The sequence below is a fragment of the Sinomonas gamaensis genome, from assembly GCF_005876955.1.
Classification (GTDB): domain Bacteria; phylum Actinomycetota; class Actinomycetes; order Actinomycetales; family Micrococcaceae; genus Sinomonas; species Sinomonas gamaensis.
The window spans coordinates 1-15,114 of the sequence record NZ_SSCL01000027.1; the positions used below are offsets into that span (position 1 = coordinate 1).

12 protein-coding genes and 1 pseudogene are annotated in these 15,114 nt (G+C 65.0%); 3 read left to right on the top strand and 10 right to left on the bottom strand.

Features of this window, described 5'->3' with window-relative positions:
* On the bottom strand, positions 1–388 hold a 388-nt coding region (locus E5679_RS20210; RefSeq protein ID WP_212747017.1), incomplete at its 3' end, for a hypothetical protein.
* Between the two features lie 83 nt (positions 389–471).
* Between E5679_RS20210 and E5679_RS20215 the strand changes: the two genes are divergently transcribed.
* Positions 472–672, top strand: coding sequence for a hypothetical protein (locus tag E5679_RS20215; RefSeq protein ID WP_138419281.1), 201 nt, complete (start codon positions 472–474; stop codon positions 670–672).
* Between the two features lie 265 nt (positions 673–937).
* Positions 938–1,803: pseudogene (locus E5679_RS20220) on the top strand (aminotransferase class III-fold pyridoxal phosphate-dependent enzyme); the annotation flags it as partial.
* A gap of 196 nt (positions 1,804–1,999) precedes the next feature.
* On the opposite strand, the gene E5679_RS20225 reads toward E5679_RS20220, so the two are convergent.
* The 6 genes from E5679_RS20225 to E5679_RS20250 form a co-directional block, all read right to left on the bottom strand.
* Positions 2,000–3,448 carry a purine-cytosine permease family protein gene (locus tag E5679_RS20225; protein ID WP_138419282.1) on the bottom strand — a complete coding sequence of 483 codons (1,449 nt, stop codon included), beginning with the start codon at positions 3,446–3,448 and terminating at the stop codon, positions 2,000–2,002.
* 239 nt (positions 3,449–3,687) lie between these two features.
* Complete coding sequence (locus tag E5679_RS20230) at positions 3,688–4,551, bottom strand: polysaccharide deacetylase family protein (protein ID WP_249336258.1); 864 nt, start codon at positions 4,549–4,551, stop codon at positions 3,688–3,690.
* The gene (speB, locus tag E5679_RS20235) at positions 4,527–5,516 is read right to left on the bottom strand and encodes an agmatinase (RefSeq protein ID WP_249336259.1); all 990 of its coding nucleotides are present in this window, start codon (positions 5,514–5,516) and stop codon (positions 4,527–4,529) included. Before speB ends, E5679_RS20230 begins: the two co-directional genes overlap by 25 nt.
* A gap of 17 nt (positions 5,517–5,533) precedes the next feature.
* The gene (locus tag E5679_RS20240) at positions 5,534–6,289 is read right to left on the bottom strand and encodes an SDR family NAD(P)-dependent oxidoreductase (protein WP_249336260.1); all 756 of its coding nucleotides are present in this window, start codon (positions 6,287–6,289) and stop codon (positions 5,534–5,536) included.
* 1 nt (position 6,290) lies between these two features.
* A complete protein-coding gene (locus tag E5679_RS20245) occupies positions 6,291–6,980 on the bottom strand; it encodes an SDR family NAD(P)-dependent oxidoreductase (protein ID WP_138419284.1) in 690 nt (229 codons plus the stop codon).
* Complete coding sequence (locus E5679_RS20250; protein WP_138419285.1) at positions 6,977–8,425, bottom strand: APC family permease; 1,449 nt, start codon at positions 8,423–8,425, stop codon at positions 6,977–6,979. Before E5679_RS20250 ends, E5679_RS20245 begins: the two co-directional genes overlap by 4 nt.
* A 268-nt stretch (positions 8,426–8,693) precedes the next feature.
* Between E5679_RS20250 and E5679_RS20255 the strand changes: the two genes are divergently transcribed.
* Positions 8,694–9,776 carry a PucR family transcriptional regulator gene (locus E5679_RS20255; protein ID WP_171042496.1) on the top strand — a complete coding sequence of 361 codons (1,083 nt, stop codon included), beginning with the start codon at positions 8,694–8,696 and terminating at the stop codon, positions 9,774–9,776.
* 130 nt (positions 9,777–9,906) lie between these two features.
* Here the strand turns inward: E5679_RS20255 and E5679_RS21665 are convergent, their stop codons facing one another.
* The 3 genes from E5679_RS21665 to E5679_RS20270 all read right to left on the bottom strand — a co-directional run bounded on the left by E5679_RS21665 (position 9,907) and on the right by E5679_RS20270 (position 14,940).
* Complete coding sequence (locus tag E5679_RS21665) at positions 9,907–10,788, bottom strand: Clp protease N-terminal domain-containing protein (protein WP_138419287.1); 882 nt, start codon at positions 10,786–10,788, stop codon at positions 9,907–9,909.
* Positions 10,789–11,922: 1,134 nt separating this feature from the next.
* Positions 11,923–13,347 (bottom strand): Re/Si-specific NAD(P)(+) transhydrogenase subunit beta, encoded by a 1,425-nt coding sequence (pntB, locus tag E5679_RS20265; protein WP_249336262.1) that lies wholly within the window; start codon positions 13,345–13,347, stop codon positions 11,923–11,925.
* 54 nt (positions 13,348–13,401) lie between these two features.
* The gene (locus E5679_RS20270) at positions 13,402–14,940 is read right to left on the bottom strand and encodes a Re/Si-specific NAD(P)(+) transhydrogenase subunit alpha (RefSeq protein WP_138419288.1); all 1,539 of its coding nucleotides are present in this window, start codon (positions 14,938–14,940) and stop codon (positions 13,402–13,404) included.
* Between the last annotated feature and the right edge of the window lie 174 nt (positions 14,941–15,114).

Genomic DNA, 15,114 nt, shown 5'->3' on the forward strand with positions numbered 1-15,114 from the left:
CCGTCGGCTTCTGGGATGAGCTGGAAAGCCGGACTGGGCGGCTGGCGTCAGGCGGGCCAGGGGTAGAGGGATTCAAGCCGGACGGTGCCCGTGGGTTCCCCTGGCCGTCGTACCGGAGGTCTGCGTCTTCATGCGAGCCGGCCGCGTGCGCGATCGCGGCAAGGACCAGTGCAAGATTCCGGCGGTCCAGAGTGGTGGCCTCCGACAGGTCCACAGCGGGGCCGACGAGCAGCGAGACGGCGATGCGCACCACGCGCTGCTCACCGCCGGACCAGACGCCGGATTCGTAGAGGAGCTTGTCCACGTCGACCGAAGCGATGTCACCTTCGCGGTCGATCCAGGGGACACCGTCGTAGATTGCGCTGCCCTGGCGGATCAGCAGCTCCACGCCCGCCTCGGTGTCATACCGTCCCCGCGCCCAGGCGCTTTGTCTTTCCCCCCTCACATTTCCACTACTACGTGGGCCGCCCCATGGACTCGATCGTCAACGAAATCGAGAGGTGGCTCGATCCTAGAATGGAAGCCCACATCAAGGGCCAACCGCTGCCACCTGAGCCCGGATTTCTCGCGCGATTCCGTTCAGACCTCGAAGCCGCAGAGGAGGTCCAGCGGGAAGAAGACGAGGCCTACGAAGAGTGGATGCTGGAAGAGCGGGGAACGACGAGTAGCTGAGCTACTCGCAGCAAAGGAGCAACATCAAGGCGTCACAGAAACGCAAACGGTCACAAGCACCGCCGATGAGGCTTGATGAATCAGAGGGCGCGAGTAATACGTGACATGTCACGATCCGTCCTAGCGTCGGTCCCGGTGAGGCCGACCATGGCATCGAGAGCGGACAAAACTAGATTCGTCGCCGCAGGACGCGCCTTGGGCGGTGCTGTGATCAGAGGGTGCCTGAGGAAGCTGCAGCGGCTGGGAGAGACCGGTACAGCGTGGTGCGATCGACGCCACCGGCGACTGGCGCCGTATCCCCAACGAGTACGCCCGCGGCCACGTCCACGCCTTCGGCCCCTACCTCTACCGCTCCGAATTCTGGTCCCAGACCCCCGAGCAGGAGGCTGAGCGCGCCCTGCACCACCTCCGCCGCGTCATCGAACTCGAGGGCCCACAGTCCGTGGCTGCCGTCCTGCTCGAGACCATTCCCGGGACCGCAGGGATCCTCGTCCCGCCGCCCAGCTATCTGGCCGGGGTCCGCGCCCTGTGCGACGAGCACGGGATCGTCCTGATCCTGGACGAGGTCATGGCCGGCTTCGCCCGATCCGGCGAATGGTTCGCCTTCGACGCCTTCGACGTCCGCCCCGACTAATCACCTTCGCCAAGGGCGTCAACTCCGGCTACGTCCCCGTGGGCGGAGTCATCATCTCCGACGACATCGCCTCCACCTTCGACGAGCGCGTCTTCCCCGGAGGCCTGACCTACTCCGGCCACCCCCTCGCGGCCGCCTCCATCGTCGCCTCCATCGAAGCGTTCGAGGACGAGGACATCATCGGCAACGCTGCCCGCATCGGACGCGATCACCTCGAGCCAGGGCTCCGCCGCCTCGCTGCCGAGCACGCGGTTATCGGCGAGGTCCGCGGGACCGGGGTGTTCTGGGCCCTCGAGCTCGTCGAAGACCCCGAGACCAAGCAGCCCGTCTCCGCGGCTTTCATGGCCCAGGTCAAGACCGAGCTCGTCGCCCGCGGCCTTCTGCCCTTCACCGCCGAGAACCGGATCCACGTCGTCCCACCGGCCGTCGTCACTCCAGACGAGGTCGCCCGCGCCATCGACATCTACGACGCAGCATTCACCGCGCTCGGCCGCTGATCCAAGGGAAGGAATCAACCCGGGGTTGCCGGCCGCTGCCGCTGGCCAACCCCGGGTTGATTCCTGGAACCTTGGGAGTTTCTGTTGGTTACACGGTCCTCCGGCGGCGGAGGGGTCCTCGGAGCCGAGCGAAGCCGTCAGGGGGCCGGTCCACACACTGATGTGTGGACCGGCCCCCTGACGGGTTGGATGAGCCCTAGTGGACTTCGCCGGCAGCGAATTCAGCAGACTCGGCAGCTGGGTACTTCTTCCTGGCCGGGTATTTGCGCATGAGGAAGACATACGCCCCGCCGGAGGCGAAGATCCCCAAGATCCAAGAGATATCCGCCCCGCCCAGCAGGTTGACCATCGGTCCCTGGAAGAAATCTGAGTTCACGAAGGGGACCTCGATGGCCACGCCCACCAAATAGGCGGTCAACGAACGCCAGTCGACCCCGCCGTACTCCCCCTTGGGATCGAAAATGGCCTGGAGGCTGTACTTCTCCTTCCTCACCAGATAGAAGTCGGCGAGGTTGATCGACGTCCAGGGGATCAGAAAGTAGGCCAGCAGCAGGATGAAGTTCGTGAAGTTGTCCAGGAAGTTCGTCCGCCCCGCCACAGCCAGGCCCGTGGCGATCACTGCGGAGACCAGGATGAGGGCGACGCGGACGTTGAAACGGATACGGACCTTGAAGAGCGAGTTCAGCGTGGTCGAGATGGACATGTAGAGGCCGTACAAGTTCAGGGACTGCACACCGACGATCCCGACGACGATGACCGCGAAGAAGAACCAGCTGAAGCCGCCGACCTGCCCGACGAGGAAGTCGACGGAGCCGCCTTGGAAGGCGTCGCCGGCCGTCGCCGCGCCTACCGCGCCCAGGATGAACATCCAGATGCTGGAAATGACAGTCCCGGCATAGGTGTACCAGAAGGAGGCTCCGACCTTGGTGCTCGGGGGAAGGTACCGCGAGTAGTCCGCGACGTAGGGGGCATAGGTGAGCTGCCAGGTCGCAGCGATGGCCACAGCCAGGAGGAAGGGGCCGAACTCGAAGCTCCCCGCCGTCCACGCATGGCCCAGCCCGTTGCTCCCGAACATCACCACGCTCAGGATCCCGAAGGCGACCAGAGTGAGCAGCGAGATCCACTTCTCTGCTGCGTGCATGAGCCGGTATCCGAAGACCGTCAGGACGACGACGACACAGCTGACGAGGACGATGCTCAGGTCGACGGGAAGCCCGGTCCAGCTGGCAAGCGCCTGCCCGCCCAGGACCGCGCTGCTGGCGAAGTACCCGACGTACATCAGGATCACCAGGACGATCGGGAGCACCGCCCCGTAGAAGCCGAACTGGGCCCGGCTCTGGATCATCTGGGGTATGCCGAGAAGGGGGCCCTGCGCCGAGTGGAGCGCCATGAACACCGCTCCTATGAGGTTCCCCAAGATGCAGGCGACGATCGCCCAGGGCAGCGGGACTCCGATGGAAATCGCGATCGCGCCAGCGGCGATCGTCGTGATCTGCATGTTCGCGCCGAACCACAGGGTGAACAGGCTGCGGACTGTGCCATGGCGTTCGTCGAGCGGAATGAACTCGATCGACCTGTGCTCGACGGCGCTCTTGCGGGCCGGTTCGGATTCCACGGCGGTCTCTGCTTCGGGTCGGAGCGTCATCTTACTTCTCCCGCTGTCGAAGGACCGATACAGCGCGAGCCGGCACCCGCCCACAGGGCAGGGCGCTCGTTGGAACATTTGGATTTGAATTTGCAGTCATCCGAAACTCCTATGTTTCGATACGAGACACGCGGCCTCGCACCACTGACATCGAGCGCGCACGGCGGCACGACCAGGCCACGCGTACACGCGGACACACAACAATGAGGGGGCTCGTTCCGAGCTGGCGCTGTTCCCGGCTACCCCTCGAACTCGGAGACCTTGCGCGGTGTGAGCCCGAGGGATCGGACGTGCTGTGCAATCTGACCCAAGGACGCGGTCCACACGTCCTCCATCGCGGTCACTTCGCCGATCAGCCTGTCTAAAGCGAGAGATCTTCCTGGACGCCCGGAGAGGAATGGGTGGTTCGTGAGAATCCAGAGTCCTCCGAAGGCGCGCATGCCTTCGAGTTCGGACCGCCAAAGCCGTGCCGCTACGTCGGGCTCGGCGATGTACCCGGTGCCTGATACGCCGGGGAGGTAGCAGTACTGCTCCCAGTCGTCGAGCCCCCAGTGCAAAGGAAGTTCGACTAGGCTCCCTTCGCTGGTCGCTAGCTCGTACGGGTGGTCCGAGTCCATGAGGCTGGAGTCGTAGAGGAAACCCTCCTGTGCGAGGAGCTCGGGGTAGTCCCAGGTCATCTCCCACATTGGCGCGCGGTGGGCTGTGGGTCGCTGGCCGGATGCCCGTTCGATCACCCCGATGGAGCGCAGGAGCGTGTCCTTGCGCTCTGCGGGGGACAGGCTGGGCAGCTCTTCGTGGAGGTATCCGTGGACACCTATCTCGTGTCCTGCGCCGACGATTGCCTTGACCGTCTCGGGGTACCGGAGAGCAGTGACCCCTGGGACGAAGAACGTCGCGGTGACTCTGTGGCGCTCCAGTATGTCGAGGATGCGGGGCACGCCCGTCAGCGGCCCGTAGGCCTGGTGCGACATGAGGCTCATCCGCTGAGCGTTCTGGGGGGCGCCGAAGAGGACGGCGGATTCGGCGTCGACGTCGAAGGAGAAGCTGGCAGCTACGCGCCGATCTCCTGGGTAGTTGATCATTGCTGGCTGGCCATCAGGCACAGGAGTTCGTACGCCAGATTCGCAGCTGCCAGCGATGTGACCTCGGCATGATCGTAGGGAGGGGCGACTTCCACAATGTCGGCTCCAACGATATTGAGTCCGCCGAGACCCCGGAGGATCCTCAGCATCTCTCGGCCGGTCAGGCCGCCGAACTCGGGAGTCCCTGTGCCTGGCGCGATTCCCGGGTCGAGCACGTCGATGTCGATCGACACATACACGGGACCGCCAGCGAGCCTGCCGAGGATCCGGTCCACGACCCCTTCGGTTCCGATGCGGTCGATGTCCGAGCAGTGGATGGCTGTGAAGCCGAGGTCGGCGTCGTCCGCGAGGTCGGTTCTCGAGTACAGGCCACCTCTGAGGCCGACATGTGCCAGGCGGTTGTTGTCGACGAGGCCCTGCTCGGTTGCGAGCCTGAAGGGCGTCCCATGCGTGACCTGAGCACCGAAATAGGATCCCCATGTGTCCAGATGGGCATCGAAATGAAGGAGCCCGACGGGTCCGTGCACCGCGTGGAGTGCCTGGAGGACCGGGTAGGCGACCGTGTGGTCTCCTCCCAGCACGATGAGTTTCGCGCCGGCGTCGAGCAGTTCGCTTGCCCCACCCCTGATCTGGCGCATTGCTTCAGCGATGTCGAATGGGCTGCCGATGATGTCGCCGGCGTCCACCACCTGGAATGCTTCGAAGGGCATGACATCTTGGGCGGGGTTGTAGGGCTTCAGCAGCTGCGACGCGGTGCGGATGCCCTGCGGCCCGAACCGTGCGCCCGAACGGTAGGTCACGCCTGCATCGAACGGCACCCCGACCACTGCGGCGTCGAAGCGTTCGACGTCGGTGTGGCGTGGGAGCCGGGCGAAAGTCGTCAGTCCGGCCCATCTGGGGACGGTCTGAGGATCGACCTGGCCCACGACGCCGTCCGACGTTCGGAGGTGGGCTGCGAGGGGGTCGGGCATGGTTTCGGTGGTCATTGAACTCCCTTCCGGAGTCAAACTCGGCAGCGGAGCGCAGCTCCGTTGATTTGGATCGTCTGTCCCGTCATTGCTCCCAGTGTCGGGTCAGCGAGGAGGGCGACGGCCTGGGCGACTTCCTCGGGCTGGCCGACGCGCCTCGCGGGGATCTCCGATGCATACCGGTCGATCATCTCTTCCAGCGGCACGCCGGCTGCGGACGCGTCGACCTGGAGCTGAGGCGTAGATATGACCCCCGGCGCCAGGGCGTTCACAGCGATCCTGCGTGGGGCCAGTTCGCGTGCGAGCGTCTTCACCAGCGACACGAGCCCGGATTTCGACGCCGCGTAGGCTGTCGCTTCGGGCCATCCGGTGATGCCCCATTCGCTGGAGATCACCACAATCCGTGATCCTTCCGGCATCCCGGGGAGCACGGCATGCAGCACGTTCCTCGTTCCCGTCAGGTTCGTCTCGACTACGCGCCACCAGTCGTCTTCGTCGTAGTCCAGGAAGTCGCCCATCGACATGTATGCGTGATTGAGGACCAGGACATCGATTGGGCCGGTGGCTTCCGGGGATGCGGCCGCCCTCGCGGCATCGGCGTCGCACACGTCGAACCCACTGGCCGTTCCGTTGATTTCGGCCGCCAACTCGTTGAGGGAAGGAGTGATCGTCCGGTCTGCGCAAACCACGAACGCGCCGCGCGCCGCCAGGGCTCTGGCATGGCAAGTCCCCATGCCTTGGCCCGCGCCCGTTACGAGAGCCCTCTTCCCTGAAAGGTACTGTTCGGTCACGTCAGATCACTGCTCCGGAGTTGAGATTTAGGACTTCGCCGCAAACGAATTCGGGCCCGTCGATGAGGAACTCAGCACATCTGGCGACTTCCGTGGCTGTAGCGAGACGCCCTGAGGGCAAGGTCGCCAGGTACGCCGGTTCCCGCCAGCGCGAATCGGCTGCAAGAAGCGGGGTGTCAGTGGGCCCGGGAGCAATTGCGTTCACTCTGACGCCAGTGTGGGCGTATTCTGCAGCGAGGCTGCGCATGAGCCCCAGTTGGGCGCCCTTGGCTGCGGCGTAATGCGCGTCGCCGCCGCCACCGCCGATGGCGAGCTCACTGCTGATCACCACGATTGAACCTTGTCGCTGCTCGATCAGCTTGGGCAGGACTGCCGCGGCCACGTTCCGAAAGCCGCCCAAGTGGACCTTGAGCATTCTCCGCCACGTTGCGTCGTCGATCTCTCCGAACGGGATCTCCTGGTAATGGCCTGCTGCTGAAACCGCTCCTGCGAGGGGACCCAGTTCGCTTTCGGCCTCGGCCACTGCTTGACGGACGCTGACGGCATCCGATACGTCCACGATCGCCGAATAGGCTGTTTCCGCCACTTGCAGATCCAGACCGGCCACGGCATGCCCAGCATCCTTCAGCCGTTCAGCGATCGCGCGGCCCATGCCGCTGGCGGCACCGGTGACGATGACCGTCCCGCTCAACGTGAGACCTCCGGCTGCGGATCGTGATTTCCCTCAACGACGTCGGCTTTCCTGATTCTGAGCCTCACTGACCGGTAGGCCATCACGCCGATCAGACTCACGACGACGATTCCGATAATCACGGACCAGTTGAGGTACCACGCGCCAGACGCCTCGCGGGGCCAGCTGATGTTGACGAACGAGGCGATCGTCCAAACCGCCGCCAGAACTGAGAGCAGGGGCACGAGCCGGCCGCCGCTGAATGGCCCCGGAACCCAACGCCCCCAAAGTCGGACCGCGAGGAAGCCCAGAATCGGAAAGAGGAACGCCAGATAGAAGCCTCCGGTAGTGAAATTGACCATGATCGTGTAGACGTCGGTGGCGACGAAGCTGAGCAGCAGCAGCACGAGGCCGACCACCGTCGTAGTGACCAGGGCGTACATGGGTTCGCGCTGGGATCCTGACAGCCTTTGGAGCCGGTCCCATCCTGGTACGGCGCGGTCCCGTGCGTAGGACCATAGCACTCTCGATGCAGAGGTCTGCAAGGCAAGGCAGCTGGCGAAGAAGCCGATGAGGAAGAGGACCTCGACGGGACGGGCTATACCCTGGCCCAAGGCCGCGGTGAGCGTGCCGAACACCGGATCCGCGACATCCCCAGCCGCAACGGCACCCAGATCTGGGATTGCGAGAATGATTGCGAGGGCCGAGAACATGACGACGAGGGCGACGATGGTGAGGGAACGGATGATTGCCTTGGGAACCGTCCTTCCTGCGTCCTGGACCTCTTCTGCGATCGCTCCGGCGGATTCGAAGCCGACGAATGCGAAGCCGATGAAGGCCACCGATGTGACGAATGGTCCGGAGATTGAGAAGTAGTCGGGGCCCCCGGCGGATGCCAGCACAGTGATGGAGTTGGACGGGTGGAACAGGAGCAGCCATGTGCCCAGCCCGATTGATCCGAGGATCTCCGCGCAGATGCTGGCCGTCATGAAAATCTTCAGCGGCTTCCTGCCAATGAGGTTCAGCCCAGTCGCTGCAAGGAGCACGAGGGACGCCACGCCGGCCGAGCCGACCGGGTCAAGCGTCAGGCCGAGGATGTTGGCGATGAAGCCTGCACACCCCAGAGCCACCGTTGCCATCGCGCTGACCAGGGTCCACATATAGATCCAACCGGCAAACCACCCGTAGCGCTCCCCCAGGAGACGCCGGGACCACTGGTAGATCGACCCTTCAACCGGCCAGCGGGACGCCAGCAGCGCAAAGACGAATGCGACCAGCAGCTGTCCGCCGAACACGAGTGGGAATCCCCACCAGAAGCTCGGACCCGCTGCCTGAATGGCCAAGGAGAAGATGCCGTACAGCGCGACGATCGGTGAGATGAACGCGAAGGCGAACGCGAACGAGGACCACAGAGTGAACTCGCGTTTTAACTCGGAACTGGCGGGGGTTAGGTCAGGAGTCGTCATCGAACTTCCCTTCTAATGGAACCGGGGGGTTTTCCTTCTGCCGCAACTGGGGGGTGTGCCAGCGAACGGAATTTTTTGGGGGTACTGGGAAAGACCTGAAGTACCGGGAAAGACCTGAAGTAGTTGACGTCAAGTCTCGGCCCCGAGGATGGGCCGATCAAGGGGATCAACGCCGCTCGGTACGGACGGCCACTGTTAGTGCCATTTGACTGTGGATACCCCACAGAGCATGAGGCATCCGGAGGCTATTTGGACATATCGTTTTTTCATGCTGGCTGACCCGAGCATCTCCGACGTCACCCTTGCCGACGTGCTCGGCGAGCCAATCCTCAAGACCAAGCTCGTCTGTGCCCCTGAAGGCGCGCTTGCTTCCATGGTCTCCAGGGTCCACGCGAGTGAACTGCTCCACCCCGGACCGTATATCCGCGGTGGTGAGTTGATGTGCACCGAGGGCACAATGATTGGTGCAGGGGAATGGTCGGTGTTCGTGAAGGAGATCGGGGCGGCTGGCGCCGTCGGCCTCTGCCTCGGTCTGGGCGAGGTCCACAGGGACACTCCACCCGAACTGATCGAGGCGTGCAGGGAATACGGCATGCCTCTGCTGACGATTCCACGCCATGTCCGATTTCTGGACATCGGTGAGTACATTTCTGCGCGCCAGCAGGAAATCGTGCAGCGCATGGAGCGCCTCGGCCAACTGTGCGACCTCGTCTCCTCGGGCGCGGCCAATGCCCGGCTCCTCTTAGAGCAACTGTCACCTGGTCCCCTCGCGTCATCATCGCAGCTCACGGCTGCGGTCTGGCCGGCTGGCATGGCGTCGCTGATTATTCGGTTGCTTCCCAGGTCTGTTGTCGGCACGGGCAAGACGGAAACGATCGCGATCTCCGACGACATATCCGCTCTCGTGCATCTTGCGCACGAGCTCGGGGCGCGTTGCGGGTACGGCTCGACGGTTGATCGCAATCAAATCGGTCGCAGTATCGCCGAGGCGAAAGCGTGCCTGCGCATATCGACGGCACGCGGGGAGGTGACCGGCCCGCGATTCCTCACGAGCCTCGAGGGCCTACTCCTCCAGGTCCCGCCGCCCACCCTCAGCCAGTTTGTCACCCAACTCATAGCCCCGCTCCAGCAGAGGGACAACAGGCGCCACTCCGAGCTGATGCAGACACTTCGGGCATACCTGAACCTCGGATCAATCGAGGCTGTGTCGAAGTCCGGGTACCTCCACCCCAACACGGTGCGCAACCGCCTTAGAGCGATCCAAAACGAAACCGGCCGCGACCCCTTGACGTACGAAGATCGGATCGCGTTCGAGATCGCAGTCTGGGCGCACGACCACAACGCCGGTTGACCCGGTCGGCCGCGCAGTGGCGTGGGCAGATCTGCACGTCCGAGTCCATATTTGAAGGCGTATTCTGGATCGGCGTTTCGCTGGTGAGCGGCTGGATCAGGAGAGTGGCTGGGTCAGGTGAGTGGCTGGGTCAGGTGAGTGGCTGGGTCAGGTGAGTGTCTGGGTCAGGTGAGTGGCCGACGTGTGGGTGTCTTGACAGAGTCATGGCGCGAGAGTTGGCCCGGCGCGCGCCCACCAGGATCCGGCCTCCCAACCAGGCGGTTCCTCTGGGGGTCTCCCTTGTGACGGGCCGGCTTGGACGGTACTCATCATCCCCCAATAGCCGGGGAACCAGTCGAAGGATCAGGGGGAACCCGACGTCTCGGACACGGACACGGCCTGGCTCCGCTTCAGGGACGGCGGCGCGCCAAATGTTCGTCGAGGCCGAGGTCCCGGCAGGCGCCGGCCGCGGGAGGTAGGCGCCATGCTCCCGGAGGCTGGGTGGCGGCGCCTGCGCTTTGGAGTGCGGTATTAGGTCAGAGGGTTTGTTTCCTTCTCCTCGCGGGCGCTCGTGGCAGGTTTCTCCTCGCCCGCGTTGGTCTGCTGGTCGACATCCAGACCAAGTTCGGCGAGTGGCCCGATCGTCGCTCCCTCTGACGCCGCAGACAACAGCAGGCGGCTCGGTGCCGATGTGGTTGTGCCCGCAGTGGAGAGCGACGTCCAGGGCACGGGCGAGGAGACGCCTGGCGTCGCTGCCGAAGGCCACTGAGCCCGCTTCCTCGGGAGTCGCCGACGCTGCGAGCGCGATCGTGTCGACCGCAACGCCCATCGCGTCGGCGACGGCGGCATCAGTCGCGCCGAGCTCGTGGATGACCACGGCTGCCACCCCGCCCGGCTCGCTGAGCAGTGCCGCCACGATATGGCGCGGCTCCACCTCGCGCCGGTCGCGGCGATGCGACGTGACGCGACCATGACGTTGCGGGCTCGTGACGCGAACCGCCCGAACGATCGGGACGATGGTGGGAGACCGCACTCCATCGCCCGCGACACGAACCGCTTCTGCACAGCCTGCTTGCTGACGCCCATGCTTTCACCGATCTGGGTCCAGGACGCCCCCGAGCGGCGAGCCTGATCGACGAAGTAGCCGATCAGCGCGTCCGCCTGATCCTGCAATCGGGCCGAAACGGTCACGGCATCGGACGGGCGAGAGAGTGCGTCGCCCGTCGGCGCGGACTGCTTCGACGAAGGCAATGAGATTGTCGACCTAGACGGGAAACTGGAGCGTGGGTCAACGTTAAGTTGACGGCGCGACTGCGTCAACGCCTCCCAAAGGTGGCCCTGACCCCCCGGGCCGGAAAGCCATTGATCTATCAGCGGCGGGGGGCGCGGTCGAGGGCCTGGGCTCAGGGGCGCCGGGGGAGCGGGCGAGGCGGCGGTCACCCCGGCCGCCCCAGTGGACCGGGCCGCGGCGGAAAGGAAGGAACGGGTGGCGGGCGCCTGCGCGTACTTCAGGGAGGCGCCAGCGAGCCGGACGGGCAAGGTCGCTGCAACACCCTCGGCGATCTCCTCGCCCCGGTCCAAGGATCACCAGGCTCTGCCCGTCCGCGCGGTCCCTGAACTCGTGCGCTGGCGAGCGCGGCGGCGCCTGCCGCGATGGCGGCACTGGCGGCTTTCGAAGTCCCCGCCCACCAGGGCGCGGTCGAATTCGGCCGGGGGTCACAGAGATTTGGGTTATATAGAAGATTCACATGCTCGTTACAGTCCCCTCCATCCAAGCTGACGCTCAAGACAGGATGGGACCGATTATGGAACCAAGCGTCAATTCCGTCGCAGACCCATGAATTGGGCTACGACAAGTCGATCCGAAGGTTCACGCTCAAAGGGTATGAGCGCCATGAGCTCTCTTCCAGATGCCAACCCTGCCACGGGGCGGACACGAGACGGAGCAATGGACCGTAAGGATGAGAATCTGCGGAACACACTGATGTGTGATTGTTTGCGGCGCGAGTCCTGCGACGTACCGCAGTGATGATCCAGTCTGTGATCGATTCCAATGGCTGCTCCTAAATATCGGTATGGCTTAGAGGTGCAAGGTGGGTCTCGGCCCGAGGAATTCAGCCGCACGCGCGATCATTCATGAGCTCCTCTAGCCCGGATCCTTGTTGACCTAGATCCGTTGGAGGATGTCGTCGATACGGTCTTTGGCATCGCCGAAGAGCATCTGGGAGTTGTCGCGGAAGAAGAGCGGGTTCTGGACGCCTGCGTAGCCGGAGGCCATGGAGCGCTTGAAGACCACGACGTTCCCGGCCTCCCAAACCCTGAGGACGGGCATGCCTGCGATCGGGCTGCCGGGGTCCTCGGCCGCCGCCGGGTTGACGGTGTCGTTGGCCCCGATGACGAGGACAACCTCGGTCTGGGCGAGCTCGTCGTTGATCTCGTCCATCTCCAGGACGATGTCGTACGGGACCTTGGCCTCCGCGAGGAGGACGTTCATGTGCCCTGGGAGGCGCCCAGCAACGGGGTGGATGCCGAAGCGGACATCGACCTGCTTCTCCCGGAGCTTTCTGGTGAGCTCGGCCACGTGGTGCTGGGCCTGTGCCACGGCCATGCCGTAGCCCGGGGTGATCACCACGCTGGAGGCGTTCTTGAGCAGGTCGGCGGTCTCCTCGGCGGTGATCTCGCGGTGCTCGCCGTAGTCGGTATCGCTTGAGGCGGGTGCCTCGAGCCCGAAGCCGCCGGCGATGACCGAGACGAAGGAGCGGTTCATGGCCTTGCACATGATGTAGGACAGGTACGCGCCCGAGGAGCCGACGAGGGCGCCGGTGACGATGAGCAGGTCGTTGTTCAGCAGGAAGCCCGCTGCGGCGGCCGCCCAGCCGGAGTAGCTGTTGAGCATGGAGACGACGACGGGCATGTCGCCGCCGCCGATCGAGGCCACGAGGTGCCACCCGAGGGCGAGGGCGATCGCCGTGACAGCGACGAGAAGCGAAAGCTGGGGCTCGGCCACGTACCAGACGGTCAGCGCGGCGAACGCGAGCAGGGCGCCGAGGTTGAGGAGGTTCTTGCCCGGGAGCATCAGCGGCTTGGACTTGATCCGCGCGGAGAGCTTCAGGAACGCGACGATGGAGCCGGTGAACGTGACGGCACCGATGAACACGCCGATGAAGACCTCGGAGCGATGGACGCCCAGCAGCGACGGGGCCACGTCTTTCGCCTCGAAGTGCCCGTTCCAGCCGACGAGCACGGCGGCGAGGCCGACGAAGCTGTGCAGGATGGCGATCAGTTCGGGCATCCCGGTCATCTGCACGGCTCGGGCCCGCCAGAGTCCGATGGCGGCGCCGATGATGACGGCGACCAGGAGCAGGAGGGTGCCGATGCCGGCGAGGCCGCTGATGAAGTCGCTCTGGAGGGTTCCCCAGACGGTGGAGGCCAGAGCGATGGCCATGCCTGCGATGCCGTAGGCGACCCCTCGGCGCGCGGTCTCGTGCTTGCTGAGGCCGGCGAGGCTGAGGATGAAGAGCAATGCGGCGACAATGTACGCGGCGCCGGCGAGCGACTCGGTGGTCAGCGGGCCAGAGATGGTGTTGGACAAGGTGGGGCTCCTAGATCTGATTCCGGGCTTCGGGGGTCGGGTTTGCGCCCGGTGTCATTTGGAGAACATCCCGAGCATGCGCCGGGTGACGGCGAAGCCGCCGAAGATGTTGATGCTTGCAACGAGGGTTGCCGCGGCCGCCGCGATGCGGATGAGGAGGCTGTCGCTGGTGATCTGCAGCAGCGCGCCGACGACGATGATTCCGGAGATCGCGTTCGTGACCGACATCAGCGGCGTGTGCAGGGCGTGATGGACCTTGCCGATGACGTAGAAGCCGATAACGACCGAGAGCACCAGCACCGTGAAGTGCTGCGGGAGCGGTGCCGGGGCGACGGCAGCCACGGCCAGGAGCGCGGCGATTCCTGTCGCTAGGAGGGCCGTCTTGCCTCGAGCGGTCAGCCGAGGCCGCTTGGCGCTCTCCTCCCCCGTGTCGGGGGCGCTGCTTGCGGTCTGGGCCGGGGCGGCCGAGACCTGCACGGCGGGCGGCGGCCAGGTCTTCTCGCCGTCGCGCACGACCGTCACCGAGCGCTGGACCACGTCGTCGAAGTCGATGACGAGATGGCCGTCCTTGCCCGGAGTCAGCAGCTTCAGGAGGTTCACCAGGTTCGTCCCGTACAGCTGCGAGGCCTGGGCCGGCAGCCGCCCGGCCAAGTCGGTGTAGCCGAGGATGACGATGCCGTTGTCGGTGACAACGCGTTCCCCGGCCATGGAGCCTTCGACGTTGCCTCCCTGCCCGGCGGCCATGTCCACGATCACGCTGCCGGGCTTCATGCTGGCCACGTCCTCGGCCGTGATCAGCTTCGGGGCCGGCCGGCCGGGTATGAGGGCTGTGGTGATGATGATGTCGACCTCGCGGGCCTGCTCGGAGTAGATCTCGGCCGCGCGCCGGTTGTAGGCGTCCGTGGTCGCTTTGGCGTACCCGTCGGCGGAGGCCATCTCCTCCTCGACTTCGACCTTGAGGTATTCGCCGCCGATCGACTTCACCTGGTCGGCCACTTCCGGCCGGGGATCCGTCGCCCGGACGATCGCACCCAGGCTGCTCGCCGCCCCAATGGCGGCGAGACCCGCCACTCCGGCCCCGGCGACGAGGACCTTCGCAGGTGGCACCTTGCCGGCCGCAGTGACCTGTCCGGTGAAGAACCAGCCGAATTCGTGCGCAGCCTCCACCACGGCACGGTAGCCGGCGATATTGGCCATGGAGCTCAGTACGTCCATCGACTGAGCACGGGAGATCCGGGGAACGGCATCCATCGCCAGCGCCGTGACACCGTGCGCCGCCAGCGCCTCCAGTAGGTCGGGCCGGAACGCCGGGCTCAGAAGCCCGATCAGCGTCGATCCGGTGGTTAGTCTGAAGATCTCGTCCTCGTGCGGTGGATTTACCTTCAACACGACGTCGCTGGCCCATGCCTCGGCCCTCGTGACCGTGACAGCGCCTGCGGCCATGTACATCGTGTCGGTAAACGACGCGCGCTCTCCGGCACCGAATTCGACCACGACGTCGAAGCCAAGCCCCGCGAGCTGCTTGACGGTGGCTGGCGTTGCCGCCACCCGAGCCTCCCCGCCGGATTCGGCGACAATCCCAATTTGTCCCACTATTTCTGACCCTTTCTTGGTGGTATTGCGTTCCTCGGCTTGATCGATTTCTAAGCTTCCGCCTCGCCGTCCTGCGAGAATGGCGATAGGGCGGGAAAGGTGAAGTTCGAGGAGCGACCGGGGCGCCCAAACGGGTCTGGCGTGCCCTTCCGGCTCCCTGAGCCCTCCCTTGGC